Origin of the sequence: Micromonospora sp. NPDC048986, from assembly GCF_040649335.1 — a bacterium.
Taxonomy (GTDB): domain Bacteria; phylum Actinomycetota; class Actinomycetes; order Mycobacteriales; family Micromonosporaceae; genus Micromonospora; species Micromonospora alfalfae.
Map to the genome: position 1 here is coordinate 127,623 of NZ_JBEZFJ010000007.1, position 16,322 is coordinate 143,944.

Genomic DNA, 16,322 nt, shown 5'->3' on the forward strand with positions numbered 1-16,322 from the left:
AGCGACGCTCTCAGTCGCTTAGGTCGGGGGTCATGTTCTTGTGCAACGCGCGTGTGACTCGAGCTCGCGCCCCCGCAAGATCACCAGAGTCCGTCTGCTCTTGCGAGCACTGATAGGCGGCGGCAATGTACTCCGAGGCCAGCCCGAACATCTCGGGACCGCCTAGAACCGCTAGTTCGCCTGCGAGCGCACCCAGCCGGGCTGCGCAACTATTGAGCAGTTCTAGCTGACGTGCACGCTCCTCGTCCGCAACCTCTCCTACTGGACTAGCTTCAATGGCGGCATCAAACAGCGACTGAGCTTCGGCCAGGAATCTCGAATAAGCCTCGCGCTTCGCCGTGAAGAGGTCCCGTCTATCTTGGGCCGCAATCTGCGTCTCAAGGATCTTCAGTTGCATCTCTTGGGCTTGGACGTCGCTTCGCGCCGTCACCCTGGCGCTTACGACCGCTGCCATCGCGCCAACCGCCGCTCCGCCCACTGCTCCAACCGGTGCCAGCCACTCCCATGCCATCCAGCCATGCTGTCCTACGAGTTCCAGCATGATCGGCCCGCGACACGTATACGACACAGCCAGCGAGATCGAGCGGGCTAGAGCGGGACTGAGTGAGACTCACAGAAGAGGCCCCTGACCAGCGTTCTCGCTGGTCAGGGGCCTCTTCTGTGCACCTGGTGGCGGGTAGAGGATTCGAACCTCTGAAGCTTTCGCGACGGATTTACAGTCCGCTCCCATTGGCCGCTCGGGCAACCCGCCAGGGCACCCCACCGCGTCGTAACGCGGCGGCGGAAGCAAGGATAGCGGCTCCCCCCGGCACCTACGCAACCGGGTACGGTCAGGGGGTCGTGCCGCTGGTCGGCGGCCGACGGCAGGCCCAGACCGCCGGACAGCAGGAGCAGAAACATGGCAGCGAACCCGTCGTTCGACATCGTGAGCAAGGTTGACCGTCAGGAGGTCGACAACGCCCTTCGGCAGGCGGAGAAGGAGCTTGCGACGCGGTTCGACTTCCGCGGCACCGGCGCTGAGATCTCCTGGTCTGGCGAGGAGGCGATCGGTCTTCAGGCGGAGACCGAGGAGCGCGTCCGCGCCGCCCTGGACGTGTTCAAGGAGAAGCTCGTCAAGCGGAACATCTCGCTGAAGTCGCTGGATGCTGGGGAGCCGCGCCCGTCGGGCAAGATCTTCAAGATCGACTGCAAGGTGATCCAGGGCATCGAGACGGACAAGGCCAAGGCGATCAGCAAGAAGATCCGCGAAGAGGGCCCCAAGGGCGTGCAGGCGCAGATCCAGGGCGACCAACTGCGCGTGACCGGCAAGAAGCGCGACGACCTGCAGGCCGTCATCTCGCTGCTCAAGGGCGAGGACTTCGGAGTCGCCCTCCAGTTCAACAACTACAGGTAGGACGGCGACCGCCGCTCAAGCCGCCGCCGACCAGCCGGGGCTTCCCGACATCGAAGTCAGGCAGCGCGGGGCCTGGCTGGGTGTGGCGAGACCGGGGACCGCCGGATGCATCGGACGCCTCCTCACAGGGCTTCGTCGGTTCCCGGCGTTGCTGCCTGCTGGTGGACGGCGTTTGCCGGTGTCCTGCCCACCATCTGCGCCCCGAGCGCCTGCCGGGCGGCTTCGCCCATGGGATCGTCGCGGGTAGGCAGCCCGCAGATGGTCGGCAGCACCTCTTCCCGAAAGACGCCGTGCAGCCGGTGCAGCTCCCGCGCCGGATGCTCGGCGTCGTCGACTCGCACGTCCCAGAGCGGGTACGGCTGATCCCCGGTCACCACGACGGTCGCCGAACGCGCGCCGTGCCTGTCACCGCCGGCCTCCTCGCCGGCCCCGATGGCCAGGACGAGCCGCTCCGCCAGGTCGAGTTCCGCTCTCTCCTCGAACACTCGGATGATCTCCGTGAGGGTCTGCGGGCCTACCAGGCGGTTGCCCTGCACGGCGTAACCCGGCCCGGTGCGGTGTCCCGCCCAGCCCTTGGTGCGGCAACCGGTGAAGGCGTACGAGCGGCCGTGGCGATCGACCATGCCGACCTGCCGCACCTCCCGGCCCGGGTCGTGGGTCAGCAACTCGGTCAGGACCTCCTGCGGCGAGCGGCCCTGGTCGAGCAACGGCAGGCCGTGATAGGCCAGAAACGGATTGGGGGTGGCCTGGGTCGCTACCGCACCGCCGCCCGACTGGACGTGGGCGACGAGCTTGCCGACCGCAGGTCTGGCTGTCAGGGCTCCCACCCCCAGCTGGCCGGTACGCCGGCACCGTGCGGCGATCGAGAAGGTCACGCCTGGAGGTACCCGTGCCTACTCCCGGCATGCCCGGAGGCCGCCTGGTTGCCGTCGCGGGACCTCCCCTTGCGCGCCATCCGCTCGCCAGCGTCGACTCACCCGAGCCGACGTCATCCGCTCGGGCCGGCGCCTTCCCTCAGACCGGCATCAACCATCCGAGTCGACCTCACCGCCCGAGCCGGCATCAACCGCCCGGGCCAGCATCAACCGCCCGGGCCAGCATCAACCGCCCGGGCCGGCGTCGGCCGCCTGACAAGCGAACCGGGACAACCGCCAGACCGAGGAGGCGCGGCCCGGTCGAGGTCACCGTCGACGCGGTGGTCGTCGCCCTGTGCGTCGGCTCGCCCGCTGGTCAGGCTGGTTCCGCACGGAGTCCGTCGACCACGAGTGCGTGGACAGAGCGCAGCACGGCGGCCTCCTGGTCGTGGCCCACGCTGCTGGCGACAGCGGCCCAGTGCGCGGCGCACTGGGCAGCCAGCTCCCACTGTCTGCGCGACAGCTTGACGGCGACTTCCTCGTCGTCGGTCGGCCAGTTCCCCGAGCCGGCGACGCCGGGGGTCCAGTGCGCGATCTGGTCCCATCCTGCTTCCCGGATGCCTGACCCTGGCTGCACGACCTGGTGAGGATCGCCGCTCTCCGCCGCAACGCTGACCTCGCTGTCGACCGCGCCATCCAGGTGGCGCCACTGCCGGGTGGTCATGCGCAGGCTGAAGGCTCGATCCGGGTCGTCGACCTGTTCCATGTGGCTCACCCCATCCGTACGCGGGCTCAGTAGACGACGCGGTACCAGTGCTCGGTCTCGCCGGGCAGCGACTTGAGCCGCACTGTGGTGCCGCCGGGGTGGTCGAACATGCGCACCCCGTCGCCGAGCAGCACCGGGGCGAAGAACATGAGGACCTCGTCGAGCAGCCCGGCCTCGATGCACTGCTTGGCGACGTTGGCACCGAGGATGTTGACGTGCCGGTCCCCGGCGGCCTCCTTGGCCTGGGCGACGGCGGTGTGCAGGTCACCGACGAACGTGACGTCCGCGGGTGGCCCGGCCGGTGGCCGGTGGGTGAGGACGAACACCGGCCCGTGGTACTGGCCGCCGAACGCGCCTTCGCTGTCGGTGCCACGGTTGGGATCGTCGCCGCCGAATGTGCCGTTGCCGGCCAGGATCGCGCCGACGTTGTTGAGCAGGCGCTCCGCCGTCGGGTTTTCGCCGCCCAGGTGGTCGCTCAGCCACGACATGTCGCCGCCGGGGCCGGCGATGTAGCCGTCGAGCGACGCCGTCGCTGAATATAGAAGTTTGGCCATGAGCCCAGGGTAGGCGGGCAGAACCCGGGTTCCTGAAAATCGGGGTGTCCGCCGCGTAGGAACACCCCGACTTCCAGGAACCCGAGTGGATCAAGCACGCACGGCCCCGCCGGGTGGGTCAAGCGGCACGGCCGGGTGGGTTAAGCGCGCACGGCCGCCGGGTGGGTCAAGCCGACCGGGAGCCGCACTGAAGACAGGCAGAAGCGAGCAGGTCAGACGGGGACGGGCTGTTCGGCGCGTACCGCTGCGGTTTCCGCGCGGGCGATGGGCCCGGCGGGTAGTGCGGCGACCGCGGCCCCGATGGCGACCGCCGCCCCGGCGAACAGGAACGCCCAGCGGACACCGCCGGCGTGGTCCACGATCACGCCGGCCAGCGAGCCGCCGGCGGCGCTCGCCGCCACCGCGACGGTGACCACCCAGGTGTACGCCTCGTTCAACATGCCGGTGGGGGCGATCCGGCCGACCAGGGTGTTCTCCAGGGTCAGCGCGGGCGCGATGGTGGCCCCACCGGCGACCAGCGCGACACCCAGCGCGAGCGGGGTGGGCATCACCGCGAACACGGCGAAGGTGGCGGCCAGCGCGGCGAGCAGCAGGGCGAACTGCCGGGTCATGTTCGGTGCTGGCTTGCGGACGCCGAACCAGAGCCCACCAAGGGCGCTGCCGACTCCCCAGACCGCGAGCAGGACGCCGGCGAGGCTCTCCGGGTCGCCGGTGGAGTGGTCGCTGGCGAACGCCGGCACGATCACACCGGCGGCCCCGAATGCGATGCCCAGGCCGGCGACGCAGATCAGCAGGGCCGGGAAGCCGGGGACCCGCAGTGGGCCGAGCCCACGGGCGTGGTGTTCCTGTGGGTGCGGACGCCAGCCGCGCATGACCCGGCCGAGGGCCACGGCGGTGGTGCCGACCAGGGTGACCACTGCCGCGCCGATCAGCGCGGCTGCCGCGTCGGCGACGAGGACGAAGCCGGCGACGAGCAGTGGGCCGAGGACGAAGACGATTTCGAACAGCGTGGTCTCGGCGGCGAGCGCGGTGTTGCGGAGGTGGTATCTGCCGGAGTTGGGGCCGGTCAGGTCGTTCCAGGCGCCTCGGATGGCGGCGCTGAGCGGCGGGTAGGTGGCACCGGCCACGCCTGCGGTCAGGTAGATGACGGGGAGCGCGTCGTCGCCGGAGCGGCTGGCCAGCAGCAGCCCGATGAGCGCCAGCGGGTGGGCCACGGCGGTGAGCAGCAGGACGGGGCTGGGGCCGATCCGGTCGGCGATCCGTCCGGCCACCGGGCTGAGCGCGGCCCCGGCGAGGGCGTAGATGCCGCCGGCGATGGCGGCCAGCGAGTAGCGCCCGGTCACCTGCTCGACGACCAGGAGCAGCGCCAGCGGGGTCATGCCGATTCCGAGCCGCCCGATGATGCCGGTGATCAGCAGCATGGGCGCGCCGGGGATCCGCCAGACACCCAGGTACTGACGCAGCGCGGTCACCGTGAACCTCCCGAGGATGTAACGAGCGTGAGCCGTTATGACCCTAACGCCGCTGCCTGACAGCAGGACAGCGGAATAGTCTCCGACACAGCGATCCGCCCGTACCCGGCACGGGACCGGGTACGGGCGGAGGCGGTGGATCAGCGGGTCAGCGCTGGAACTGCACCGGCCCCGAGTTGCGGGCCATCTGCTCCAGCCGGGCGACGCGGTCCTCCATCTTCGGGTGGGTGGAGAAGAGCGCCGCCATGCCGCCGCCCCGGAACGGGTTGGCGATCATGAGGTGGGCGGTGCTGGTGAGCTGGCCCTGGGCCGGCAACGGCCGACGTCGGGCCACCGCGTCGATCTTGCGGAGCGCGCTGGCCAGGGCCAGCGGGTCGCGGCTCAGCTCGGCGCCGGAGGCGTCCGCCTGGAACTCGCGGCTCCGGCTGATCGCCAACTGGATCACAGTGGCCGCGATCGGGCCCAGGATCAGGGTGAGCAGCAGCACAGCCGGGTTGGGTCGGTCCTCGTCGTCCCCGCCGCCCAGCGGGATGAAGAAGGCGAGGTTCGCCAGCAGGGTGATGATGCTGGCCAGGCCGGCCGCCACGCTGGAGATCAGGATGTCCCGGTTGTAGACGTGGGACAGTTCGTGCCCGATCACGCCGCGCAGCTCACGGTAGTCGAGGATCTCGGTGATGCCCTGGGTCACGCAGACCGCAGCGTGCTGCGGGTTACGGCCGGTGGCGAACGCGTTGGGCTGCGCGGTGGGGCTGACGTAGAGCCGCGGCATCGGCTGCCGGGCGTCGGTGGCCAACTCCCGGACCATCCGGTACAGCTCGGGGAACTGTGCCTCGGTGACCGGTTGCGCCCCCATCGAGCGCAGTGCGAGCTTGTCGGAGTAGAAGTAGGTGACGCCGTTCATGACCAGAGACACGACGACGGCGATGACCAGGCCGCCGCTGCCGCCGAACCAATAGCCCACCGCCAGGATCAGGGCGCTGAGCAGGCCAAGCAGCGCTGCGGTCTTCAGACGGTTGTGGTGCACGATGTCTCCTTCGGTGCACGGATCGCCGGGATCCGCTGACCGGTGTAACAACCCGGTACCCACCAACCATCCGTCTCAACGCTGAGAGTTGACTGAGACCGAAGCCCAGGTGGGGTCAGCGGGCGGCCAGGTCGAGCACCAACTGCGGGGCGACGCCGAGCACCACGGCGGCGACCGTCGCCACCGCGAGCACCACCGCCACCACACCCACCAGGGGTACGGCCGCAGCGCCGCCGCCACTCGCGGCGGCGCGGGGCGTCGGCGCCCACAGCGCGGCGGTCACCCGCAGGTAGTAGGCGAGCCCGATCACGGCGTTCACCGCCACCACCAACGCCAGCCAGGCCGCGCCACCGTCCAGCAGCGCCCGGACCACCGTCACCTTCGCGAACAGGCCGGCCAGCCCCGGCGGCAGACCAGCCAGGCCCACCAGCGCGAGACCGAACGCCGCGGCCCGCCACGGGTGCCGCCGGGCTGCCCCGCGCAGGTCGTCCAGCGTGCCGCCGTCCGCACCGGCCGGCCGCAGCGCTGTCACTCCGGCGAACGCGGCCAGCTCCAACACCACGAAGAACACGGCGTACGCCAGGGCGGCCGCGTACGCGGCGGACAGTGCCTCGTCAGTGCGTCCGGCGGCCAACGCCAACGCTCCCAACGGGGCGAGAATGTACCCGGCCTGCGCGACTGACGACCAGGCGAGCAGCCGGACGGTCCGCCGCTGACGCAGGGCGACCAGGTTGCCGACGGTCATGGTGAGCACGGCGAGCAGAGCCAGCACCGGACCGGTCTGGTCCGCCGGCAGCGCCCGTTGCACAACGGCGAGCAGGGCGACCAGGCCGCCCAGCTTCGACGCGGTGGACAGGTACGCGGCCACCGGCAGCGGCGCGCCGTCGTAGGTGGCCGGCGCCCAGGCGTGGAACGGCACCGCCGCCACCTTGAAGGCCAGGCCGACCAGCAGCACCGCCACCGCGGCTGTGGTCAACGGCAGGTCCCGCAGCTCTGGCTGCTCGGCGAGCAACGCGCCGAGCCGGTCCAGGTGCAGCCCACCGGTCACCGCGTACAGCAGCGCCGCGCCGAGCAGGGTCAGCGTGGTCGCCACCACGCTGACCACGAAGAAGGTCACCGCCGCCTCGGCGCTCGCGAGGCTCCCCCGGCGCAGGCCTACCAGCACGTACAGCGGCAGGGTCAGCGTCTCCAGCGCGACGATCAGCGTGATCAGGTCGCCGGCCGCGCCGAGCACCACGCCGCCGGTCATCGAGCACGCCAACAGGAAGGCGTACTCCCCGGCCGGTGACCGTCCGGCCCGCAGCGCGGGCACCGACAGCCCGAGCACGCCCAGCGTGAGCAGCGCGACCACCACGCCGACCACCGCCGCCCGACCGCCGAAGATCCAGGAACAGTCGGCGCCCACACAGAACGTCCGCCGCTCAGCACTCAACCCGACCAGCGCGCAGCCGACGGCGGTGCCGAGTGCGCCGAGCGCGGCCACGGCGATGGTGGCCCGTGGCCGGGCCACGAGCAGGTCGGTGATGAGCACGAGCACGGCCGTGCCGGCGGCCAGATAGGCCGGCAGCAGCGCGACGCTGTCCACGCTCTGCACGACGTTCATGGTTTGACCACCCCGATCAGGGCGTCGACGGGGGCCTCGGCGACGCCGAGGACCAGCGTCGGCGCCAGCCCGATGGCCAACGCGAGCAACACCAGCGGCACCCAGGCGGTCAACTCCGCACCGGCCAGGCCGGGGCCGACCCGACCGACGGCGGGGCTCGGCCGGTTGTGGGTGACCTGGCGCAACAACCGCAGGAAGTACGCGGCGGTGAGCGCCCCACCGACCGCCGCGAGCACCCCGAGGGTGGTCCAGAGCGGACCGCCCACCTGCACTGCGGCGATCACCGCGAACGCCTCGCCCCAGAAGCCGGCCAGCCCGGGCAGGCCCAGCGACGCGATCGCCGCGAACGCGAGCAGACCCGCCAACCGGGGCGAGGTCTCCCGCAACCCGGACAGCTCGGCGAGGGTGCCAGTGCCGGTACGGTCCTTCACCGCCCCGGCCAGGAAGAACAGCAGGCCGGTGATCACCCCGTGCGCGATGTTGCCGATCAACGCCGCCTGGATGCCGGTGGCGGTCAGCGTGGCGACGCCCAGCAGCACGAAGCCCATGTGCCCCACGCTTGAGTACGCGATGAGCCGCTTCACGTCCGACTGGGCCAGGCAGACCAGCGATCCGATCAGGATCGCGGCGACGGCGAGCACGCCGAGCACCGGCGCCGCCCAACGGGCGCCCTCCGGCGCCACCCCCACCGCGACCCTTATCAGGCCGTACGTGCCCATCTTGAGCAGCACACCGGCCAACACGACACTGCCCACAGTGGGTGCCTGGGTGTGCGCGTCGGGCAGCCAGGAGTGCAACGGCCACAGCGGGCTCTTCACAGCGAACGCCAACGCGAGCAGTGTGAACGCTGCCAACTGGGTGCCCCGGGACATCCCCGCGCCACCGGTCAGTGTCACCAGGTCGGCGGTGCCGGCGGCGGCGACCACCACGTACACACCGACCAGCAGCAACACCGAACCGAACAGCGTGTAGAGCGCGAACTTCCGGGCCGCCCGACGCCGCTCCGCGCCACCCCAGCCGGCGATGATCGCGTACATCGGCAGCAGGACGACCTCGAAGAAGAGGAAGAACAACACCAGGTCCAGGGCGAGGAAGGTGCCCAGGATGCCCACCTCGACCACCAACAGCAGCGCGACGAGCGCCCGCCCGCTGCCGCCGTCCGGAACCCGCCACATCGTGTACGCGCAGCAGAGCAACGTGAGCAGCGCGGTCAACACCACCAACGGCCAGGAGATGCCGTCGACGCCGAGGTGGAAGCGCAACTCCAGGCCGGGCACCCAGGGCAGGTCCAGTTGGTGCCACGGGCGCACCGCCGGCTCGTTGCCCGACCAGACGACCCAACCCCGACGGTCGAACACCAGCGGCACCGCGGCCAACAGGGTCAACGCCGCCGCGACAGTGCCGACCAGCCGGGCCACCCGGTCCCGGGGCGTCGCCGCCACCGCCACCGCACCCAGCGCCGGCACCGCCAGCACCGCGACCAGCAACCCCTGCCCAAGCGTCATCGGACCGCCTCTGTTCGCGACTGCGGGGCTCGCAAACCCGGCTCACTCCTCGCGCTCACCGGTTGACTCCCAGCAGTGCGGCGGCCAGGCCGATCAGCAGCGCGCCGGCCAGTACACCGGCGGCGGCCCGGGGCAGCGCCGCACGGTGCAGCAAGGCCAACCCCGCGCCCAGACCGGAGGCGGCTCGCCCGCTGCCCTCGACAGCGCCGTCCACCACCACCTCGTCACCCGTGCGCGCGGCACGGGCCAACGCGCGGACCGGGCGTACCACAAGGGTGTGCTGGACGTCGTCGAGCCGGAACGCGCGGGCGAAGACCGGCCGCAGCGGACCCAGCGCGGCCGCCGGGTCGGCGGCCCTGTCGCGCCGCCAGCCCAGCAGCACCAGCGCGGCGCCGAACAGCAGGAACGCCAGCGGCAGCAGCACCCCCGACCCCAGGTGGACCAGGCCGTCCTCGGAGCCCGCCACCGGGACGGTGGGGAACCGCAGACGGTCGGCGAACGCCCCGACGAACCCGGCCAGACCGAGCAGCGCGGCCGGCACGGCCAGCAGCAGCACCGGCCAGCGCAGCACCGCCGGCGGGTCGTGCGGCTGGACCAGGGGCAGACGCGGGGCGCCGAAGAAGGCGCGCAGCAGCAGCCGACCTGCGTACCAGGCGGTGACCGCCACGCCGAGCAGCCCGGCGATCCAGACGATCCAACCCACCCAGGACGGGGCCGGGCCGGTGCCCTCCAGCGCGGCCGACTCGGCGACGGTCAGCACGCCGTCCTTGCTCCAGAACCCGGCCAACGGCGGCACCCCGGCCAGCGCACCCAGGCCCACCACGGTGCACCAGAACGTCACAGGCATGGTGCGCCGCAGCCCGCCCATCTCCGACATCAGCGTGGTGCCGACGGCATGGATCACCGCGCCGGCGGCGAGGAACAGCAGCGCCTTGAAAGCGGCATGGGTGAGCAGGTGGAACAGTGCGGCCGACGGTGAACCGACCGCCAGCGCGCCGGTCATGTAACCCAACTGGGACACCGTCGACCAGGCCAGCACGCGTTTGATGTCGTCCTGGGCGGTGGCGGCGAGCGCGCCGAGCAGCAGCGTGATCGCGCCGAGCACCCCCAGCACTGTCAGCGTCACCGGCGCGGCGGTGAACAGCGGATAGAGCCGGGCCACCGCGTACACCCCGGCGGCGACCATCGTCGCCGCGTGGATCAGCGCGGAGATCGGGGTCGGGCCGGCCATCGCGTCCGGCAGCCAGGTGTGCAGCGGGAACTGCGCGCTCTTGCCCGCCACACCGGCGAGCAGCAGCAGGCCAGCGGCGGTCAACGTCGCGCCGGGGTGGTCGTGGGCGAGCACGTCGGCGATCCGGAAGCTGCCCGTCGACACACCCAGCAGCGCGATGCCGAGCAGGAACCCCACGTCGCCGACCCGGGTCACCAGGAACGCCTTCATGGCCGCGGCGGGGGCGCCGGCCAGTCGGCGGTCGTGGGCGATCAGCAGGTACGAGCAGAGGCCCATCACCTCCCAGCCGACCAACAACATGATCAGGTCCCCGGCGACCACCACCAGCAACATGGCACCGGTGAAGAGGCTGATCTGGGCGGCGTAGGGCGGGTAGCGGTGGTCCACGTCGACGTCGTCGTGCGGACCGCGCCGCAGGTAACCGATCGAGTAGACCTGCACGGCCAGGGCGACAGCGGTGACCGCCACCGCGACCAGTGCGGCGGCCCCGTCCAGCCGTACGCCGAGGGTCACCGCCAGCCCGCCGAAGTCGACCCAGGTGGCCGACGTCTCCATCGGCCCGTCGACAGTGAGCAGCAGCGCGACGGCCAGCGCCAGCGCACCGGCAGCACCCGCGACGCCGAGCGTCACGGCGGCAGTCCGGGCCCGGTCGCCGCCGGTCGCGCTGTCGCGCCGAGGGGCCGGTGGCAGCAGCAGCCCGAGCAGCCCGGCGACCAGCGGTACGGCGGGCAGCAGCGCCCCGATCAGCCCGGTCACCGGACCGCCTCCGAGTCTCCAACGGCCGGCTCGCGCCCACCGACGGGATCCGGCGACTCGGTCAGCGCCACGTCATCCACTGCGACTGTCGCCCGCAGCCGGTAGAGCTGAAGGACGATCGCCAACCCCACCCCGATCTCGGCGGCGGCGAGGACGATGACGAACAGCGCGAAGACCTGCCCCGAATGCGGGAGCACGGCGCGGGCGGTGGTGTCCGCGGTGACCAGGATCAGGTTGACCGCGTTGAGCATCAACTCGACAGACATCAGCACCAGCACCGCGTTGCGGCGGCGCAGGACGCCGTACACGCCGAGGCCGAACAGCAGCGCGGCGGTGACGTACGGGATGACCGGCCTCACCGGCGCCCCCCGGGCTCGCTGTCGACCAGGTCGTCTGCCGTGCTGTCGCGTTGCGGGGCGGCTCGGCCGATGTCCGGGCGGGACAGCACGATCGCGCCCACCAGGGCGGCGAGCAGCAGCACCGAGAGCACCTCGAACGGCAGCACCCAGGATTGGAAGATCTGCTCACCCAGCCGCTCGGCGGTTCCGGCGTGCGGCAGCGTGACTGTGCTCCAGCGGTACGCGTCGACAAGCAGGGCGGTCAGCCCCAGCCCGGCGCCGCCACCGATCAGCGCGGCCGGCCAGCCGGGCCGGTCCAGGTCGTCGGAGGCGCCGATCGGGGCCCTGGTCAGCATCACCGCGAACAACAGCAGCACCACCACCGCGCCCACGTAGATCAGCACCTGCACCCAGGCCACCAGCTCGGCGCTGAGCACCAGGAAGTCACCGGCCAACGCGCCCAGGCACACCACCAGGTAGAGCCCGGCCCGGACCAGGTGCTTCGTGGTCACCACCAGCACGCCGGCGCCCACCGCCACCGCGCCGAGCGCGAGCAGCAGCACATCCGCGCCGGTCACCGGGGCGCCCTTGCGGCGCGGGCGCTCACGACGCCGGATCCTGGTCGGCGTCGGGGCGTACCGCTGGTGGAGCGGGACGGGCGGCGGCGGCCTTGCGCGCGGCGGAGGTCTCCTCCTTGGCCGGCTCGCCGTTCGGGTCGTGCGCGGGTGGCGGCGGAACGGTGGCCATCCACTGACCGAGGTGGTCCTTGTCGTGCAGCAGGTCCTTGATGTCGTACTCGGCGTACTCGAACTCCGGTGACCAGTAGAGCGCGTCGAACGGGCAGACCTCGATGCAGATGCCGCAGTACATGCAGAGCGAGAAGTCGATGTCGAACTTGTCGAGCACGTTGCGCTGGCGGGGGCGGGCGGCGCCGGGCACCACCACCTCCTCCTTGTGCGAGTCGATGTAGATGCACCAGTCCGGACACTCGCGGGCGCAGAGCATGCAGACAGTGCAGTTCTCCTCGGACAGCGCGATCACACCGCGCGAGCGCGGCGGCAGGTCGGGGGCCGTGTCCGGGTACTGCTGGGTGGTCGAACGGCTGGTCATCGTCTTGAGGGTGACCGCCAGCCCCTTCACCAGGCCCGCGCCGGGAAGGCCGCGTTCGCCGGTGGCACCGCGCTCGCTGGGGTCGCTCATGTCGACCATCCTGCCCTGTGGCCACAGCGCGCGCGACCACCACCCACAGGTCTACGGCCCTAGGGCTTACCCGAGGAGCGCTGTCACCTGCGGATCAGCCGAATCACGCAGCGGGCCCGCTGACCACCGGTGGGAGCATCTCGACGCCGAGCTGTTGCAGCAACTGGAACAGCTCGTTGCAGCTCCACACCTCGACGATGCGGCCCGCCGCGTCGAAGCGCAGGAACGTCGCACCCGAATAGCTGACCACCTGCCCGGTCGGCGGCACCGGCCCGAACTGCCCGACGTGGGTGCCGGCGGCCCGCCAGTGCACCGCCACCCGCTCACCGGACGCGACCACGTCGACGATCTTGTAACGGAGGTCCGGGAAGGCCGCCCGGCGCTCACGATGCCAGGCCAACGTCGCCTCCGGCCCGGTGCCGCCCAGCCCCGGGCACTCATCGCCGACCAGCTCGTACGCCGACTCCTCCTGGCGGGCATTCCACACATCGGCGATGAACCGTCGCGCCGCCGCCTCCACGTCCGTCATCCCGGCAGGGTATCCGGGACCACGGCGCGCCGTAGATCCGCGAGGATTGGGTAGAGACACTGACCAGACCGGGAGGGCGACGTGGGCGAGGAAAAAGGCGGCAAGTACGTCGAGCCGGGCGGCGAGTTCACCCGCGACCAGCGGTACATCGCCACCCGGATCACCGAGGACGGGCGCGACGGATATCCAGTCGAGCCGGGCCGGTACCGGTTGGCGGTCAGCCGGGCCTGCCCGTGGGCCAACCGACTGATCATCGTGCGGCGGTTGCTCGGCCTGGAGGACGCCATCTCGATGGCGGTGGCCGGCCCGACCCACGACGCCCGGAGCTGGACCTTCGACCTCGACCCGGACGGCCGGGACCCGGTGCTCGGCATCGAGCGCATCCAGGAGGCGTACTTCAAGCGCTTCCCCGGCTACGAGCGCGGCATCACAGTGCCGGCGATCGTGGACGTGCCGACCGGGCAGGTGGTGACCAACGACTACGCGCAGATGAGCCTTGACCTGTCCACGCAGTGGAGGGCGTACCACCGCGAGGGCGCCCCGCAGCTCTACCCCGAGCACCTGCGGGAGCAGATCGACGAGGTCAACGCCGTGGTGTTCCGGGACGTCAACAACGGCGTCTACCGGTGCGGGTTCGCGGGCAGCCAGGAGGCGTACGACAAGGCGTACCACCAGCTGTTCGACCGGCTGGACTGGCTCACCGAGCGGTTGACCGACCAGCGCTACCTGGTCGGCGACACCATCACCGAGGCCGACGTGCGACTGTTCACCACCCTGGTCCGCTTCGATCCCGTCTACCACGGCCACTTCAAGTGCAACAGGCAGAAGCTGAGCGAGATGCCGGTGCTGTGGGCGTACGCCCGGGACCTGTTCCAGACCCCCGGGTTCGGCGACACCATCGACTTCGACCACATCAAGCGGCACTACTACGAGGTGCACCGCGACATCAACCCGACCGGGATCGTTCCGCTCGGCCCCGACCTGTCCAACTGGCTCACCCCACACGGTCGGGAAGCGCTGGGTGGCCGCCCCTTCGGCGACGGCACCCCGCCCCCACCCCCGGTCGAACCCGTCGACCCTGCCCACACCCCGTTGCGCTGACCGATCGAGTGCGGCAGTCGCGGGATTGGGGCTGGAGGGGGTCATCAGGCGCTTTCGAGTTGCATCGTCTGTGACATCAGACGGCGTTCAGGGCCGCTGCGGTGTCCCGGCCAACCGGTCGGCCGCCGATTCGTTTACGACATCAGCTCCACAGCGCCTCTCGGAACCACCTCGAAGCGCCGCGCGACGACACCTCGAAGCGCCGCGCCCGGAGACCCTGCCTACAGGGCCACGCGGACGGCTGCGGTGAGGACCAGTTGGGCCAGGGATGCGGGCACGAGGACCAGCCAGCAGAGCCGTTGCAGTTGGTCCTCGCGCAGCCGGGGGTAGGACACCCGAAGCCAGATGATCACGAAGGACACCGCAAAGATCTTGAGCAGCGTCCAGAGCCAGCCCAACTGGTCGTCGGCGAACGGGCCCTGCCAACCACCCAGGAACAGCACAGTCGTCAGCGCGGCGATCACCACGATGCCGACGTACTCGGCGAGCAGGAAGAACGCGAACCGCAGACCGGTGTACTCGGTCATGTAGCCGAACACCAGCTCCGAGTCGGCCACCGGCATGTCGAACGGTGGCCGACGGATCTCGGCCAGCCCGGCGACGAAGAAAATGATCATCGCGGGTGCCTGCCAGAGCAGCCACCACGGCTGCCACGCCTCGACGATGCCCGACAGGCTGAGCGTGCCGGCCGCCATCGCCACCGACGCGGCCGCCAGCACCAGCGGCAGCTCGTAACCGAGCAACTGGGCCGCCCCGCGCAACCCGCCCAGCAGGCTGTACTTGTTGGCCGACGCCCACGCCGACATCAGCACCGCCACCACCCCGACGCCGACCACGGCCAGCACGAAGAAGAGGCCGATGTCCAACGGTTGCCCGACCAGGTCGTTCGGACCGAGCGGAATGACGAGCAACACCAGCAGGTACGGCACCAGGGCCACCGCAGGCGCCAACCGGAACACCGCCCGGTCCGCCTCGCGCGGAGTGATGTCCTCCTTCTGCACGAACTTGACCCCATCGGCCACGAGCTGCGCCCAGCCGTGGAAGCCGCCCGCGTACATCGGGCCGAGCCGACCCTGCATGTGCGCCATCACCTTGTGCTCGGCCTGGCCGACAAGCAACGGCAGGGTAAGGAACGCGACCACCACGCCGCCGATCCGGAGCACCAACTCCACCCAGAGCGGCATCAGGCCGTACCCCCGTCGTGGTCGCTCGGGGCAGCGCGGCCCGGCGGGTCCGCGATGGGCCGCGCCGGACGCTCACGGGCCGGCCTGGCCGGGGTGCCGCCACGCGGGCCCTCCCCCACCCCACCGGCGCCAGCCGGGGTGAGCGTCGGCCCCCACTCGCCCGGAGCGGGAACGCCCGGCGGGCGGATCGGTCGACGCCCGCCGCCGGCCTCGGACTCGCCCGGCTCCTTCGCGCCCGGCCAGGGCTTCGCCACCCGGGAAGCCAGCACGAACTCCTTACGCAGCGGGTGCCCCTCGAACTCCGGTGGCAGCAGCAGCGGCAGCAGCTCCCCGTGCCCGGCGAAGTCGATGCCGAACATCTCGTGCGTCTCCCGCTCGTGCCAGGCGGCACCGGGGTAGACGTCGACTACCGAGGCGACAGTGGGCGCGCCGCGCGGCAACCGGGTACGCAGCAGCAGGCCGTGACGCAGTCGCGTCGACCAGAGGTGCGCCACCACGTCGAAGCCCTCGGCCAACTCGTCGACGGCGGAGAGCCAGTCGAAGAAGTCGCAGGCCAGCTCGGCGTCGTCGCGGGCGGCGGAGACCGCTGTCAGCCAACTCGCGGGTGGCACGTCGACTGTGGCCCGGGCGAAACGTTGCCCGCCGGAGACCGACGGGGTCGCCTCAACCGGCGCGAGCAGCGCGACCAGTCGAGCGCCGACCTCTTCGGGAGTCATGCCGCTGATCCTAGTGCCGGCCGGGCCCGCACCTGGCCGCCGCCGATGCCCAGCGATCTGCCGGCTTTGGGCGCGCCGCACGCCTCGGCGGGGAAA

Annotated in this window: 17 protein-coding genes and 1 tRNA gene; 2 read left to right on the forward strand and 16 right to left on the reverse strand. The window is 71.3% G+C overall.

Annotated features, from left to right (window positions below):
* Positions 1 to 10: 10 nt before the first annotated feature.
* Positions 11 to 511 carry a hypothetical protein gene (locus AB0B94_RS16300; RefSeq protein ID WP_357279242.1) on the reverse strand — a complete coding sequence of 167 codons (501 nt, stop codon included), beginning with the start codon at positions 509 to 511 and terminating at the stop codon, positions 11 to 13.
* Between the two features lie 156 nt (positions 512 to 667).
* Positions 668 to 751 (reverse strand) — tRNA-Tyr (locus AB0B94_RS16305).
* Between the two features lie 147 nt (positions 752 to 898).
* Between AB0B94_RS16305 and AB0B94_RS16310 the strand changes: the two genes are divergently transcribed.
* Positions 899 to 1,393 carry a YajQ family cyclic di-GMP-binding protein gene (locus tag AB0B94_RS16310; RefSeq protein WP_091402478.1) on the forward strand — a complete coding sequence of 165 codons (495 nt, stop codon included), beginning with the start codon at positions 899 to 901 and terminating at the stop codon, positions 1,391 to 1,393.
* A gap of 122 nt (positions 1,394 to 1,515) precedes the next feature.
* Here AB0B94_RS16310 and AB0B94_RS16315 read toward each other — a convergent pair whose 3' ends face one another.
* The 12 genes from AB0B94_RS16315 to AB0B94_RS16370 form a co-directional block, all read right to left on the reverse strand.
* Entirely contained in the window at positions 1,516 to 2,268 is a 753-nt protein-coding gene (locus AB0B94_RS16315; protein WP_357279247.1) for a DUF1028 domain-containing protein, read from the reverse strand.
* A gap of 355 nt (positions 2,269 to 2,623) precedes the next feature.
* Complete coding sequence (locus AB0B94_RS16320) at positions 2,624 to 3,013, reverse strand: hypothetical protein (RefSeq protein WP_357279250.1); 390 nt, start codon at positions 3,011 to 3,013, stop codon at positions 2,624 to 2,626.
* A 26-nt stretch (positions 3,014 to 3,039) separates the two neighbouring features.
* Entirely contained in the window at positions 3,040 to 3,567 is a 528-nt protein-coding gene (locus AB0B94_RS16325) for a dihydrofolate reductase family protein (RefSeq protein ID WP_357279257.1), read from the reverse strand.
* A gap of 212 nt (positions 3,568 to 3,779) precedes the next feature.
* The gene (locus AB0B94_RS16330) at positions 3,780 to 5,039 is read right to left on the reverse strand and encodes an MFS transporter (RefSeq protein ID WP_357279260.1); all 1,260 of its coding nucleotides are present in this window, start codon (positions 5,037 to 5,039) and stop codon (positions 3,780 to 3,782) included.
* 148 nt (positions 5,040 to 5,187) lie between these two features.
* Positions 5,188 to 6,063 carry a zinc metalloprotease HtpX gene (htpX, locus tag AB0B94_RS16335; protein ID WP_124858758.1) on the reverse strand — a complete coding sequence of 292 codons (876 nt, stop codon included), beginning with the start codon at positions 6,061 to 6,063 and terminating at the stop codon, positions 5,188 to 5,190.
* A gap of 115 nt (positions 6,064 to 6,178) precedes the next feature.
* Positions 6,179 to 7,666, reverse strand: a complete 1,488-nt coding sequence (locus AB0B94_RS16340; protein ID WP_357279266.1) for a proton-conducting transporter membrane subunit — start codon at positions 7,664 to 7,666, stop codon at positions 6,179 to 6,181.
* Complete coding sequence (locus tag AB0B94_RS16345) at positions 7,663 to 9,171, reverse strand: NADH-quinone oxidoreductase subunit M (protein WP_357279269.1); 1,509 nt, start codon at positions 9,169 to 9,171, stop codon at positions 7,663 to 7,665. Before AB0B94_RS16345 ends, AB0B94_RS16340 begins: the two co-directional genes overlap by 4 nt.
* Before the next feature lie 55 nt (positions 9,172 to 9,226).
* Positions 9,227 to 11,158, reverse strand: coding sequence for an NADH-quinone oxidoreductase subunit L (locus AB0B94_RS16350; RefSeq protein WP_357279273.1), 1,932 nt, complete (start codon positions 11,156 to 11,158; stop codon positions 9,227 to 9,229).
* A complete protein-coding gene (nuoK, locus tag AB0B94_RS16355; RefSeq protein ID WP_357279278.1) occupies positions 11,155 to 11,517 on the reverse strand; it encodes an NADH-quinone oxidoreductase subunit NuoK in 363 nt (120 codons plus the stop codon). Before nuoK ends, AB0B94_RS16350 begins: the two co-directional genes overlap by 4 nt.
* Positions 11,514 to 12,074 carry an NADH-quinone oxidoreductase subunit J gene (locus AB0B94_RS16360; RefSeq protein WP_357279287.1) on the reverse strand — a complete coding sequence of 187 codons (561 nt, stop codon included), beginning with the start codon at positions 12,072 to 12,074 and terminating at the stop codon, positions 11,514 to 11,516. Before AB0B94_RS16360 ends, nuoK begins: the two co-directional genes overlap by 4 nt.
* Before the next feature lie 25 nt (positions 12,075 to 12,099).
* Positions 12,100 to 12,705, reverse strand: a complete 606-nt coding sequence (locus AB0B94_RS16365) for an NADH-quinone oxidoreductase subunit I (RefSeq protein ID WP_357279294.1) — start codon at positions 12,703 to 12,705, stop codon at positions 12,100 to 12,102.
* A 94-nt stretch (positions 12,706 to 12,799) separates the two neighbouring features.
* A complete protein-coding gene (locus AB0B94_RS16370) occupies positions 12,800 to 13,225 on the reverse strand; it encodes an ester cyclase (RefSeq protein WP_357279298.1) in 426 nt (141 codons plus the stop codon).
* An 81-nt stretch (positions 13,226 to 13,306) separates the two neighbouring features.
* Between AB0B94_RS16370 and AB0B94_RS16375 the strand changes: the two genes are divergently transcribed.
* Positions 13,307 to 14,326 (forward strand): glutathione S-transferase C-terminal domain-containing protein, encoded by a 1,020-nt coding sequence (locus AB0B94_RS16375; protein ID WP_357279303.1) that lies wholly within the window; start codon positions 13,307 to 13,309, stop codon positions 14,324 to 14,326.
* Between the two features lie 221 nt (positions 14,327 to 14,547).
* On the opposite strand, the gene AB0B94_RS16380 is transcribed toward AB0B94_RS16375, so the two are convergent.
* The gene (locus AB0B94_RS16380; RefSeq protein ID WP_355426178.1) at positions 14,548 to 15,510 is read right to left on the reverse strand and encodes a complex I subunit 1 family protein; all 963 of its coding nucleotides are present in this window, start codon (positions 15,508 to 15,510) and stop codon (positions 14,548 to 14,550) included.
* Positions 15,510 to 16,226, reverse strand: coding sequence for an NADH-quinone oxidoreductase subunit C (locus tag AB0B94_RS16385; protein ID WP_357279308.1), 717 nt, complete (start codon positions 16,224 to 16,226; stop codon positions 15,510 to 15,512). Before AB0B94_RS16385 ends, AB0B94_RS16380 begins: the two co-directional genes overlap by 1 nt.
* Positions 16,227 to 16,322 lie beyond the last annotated feature (96 nt).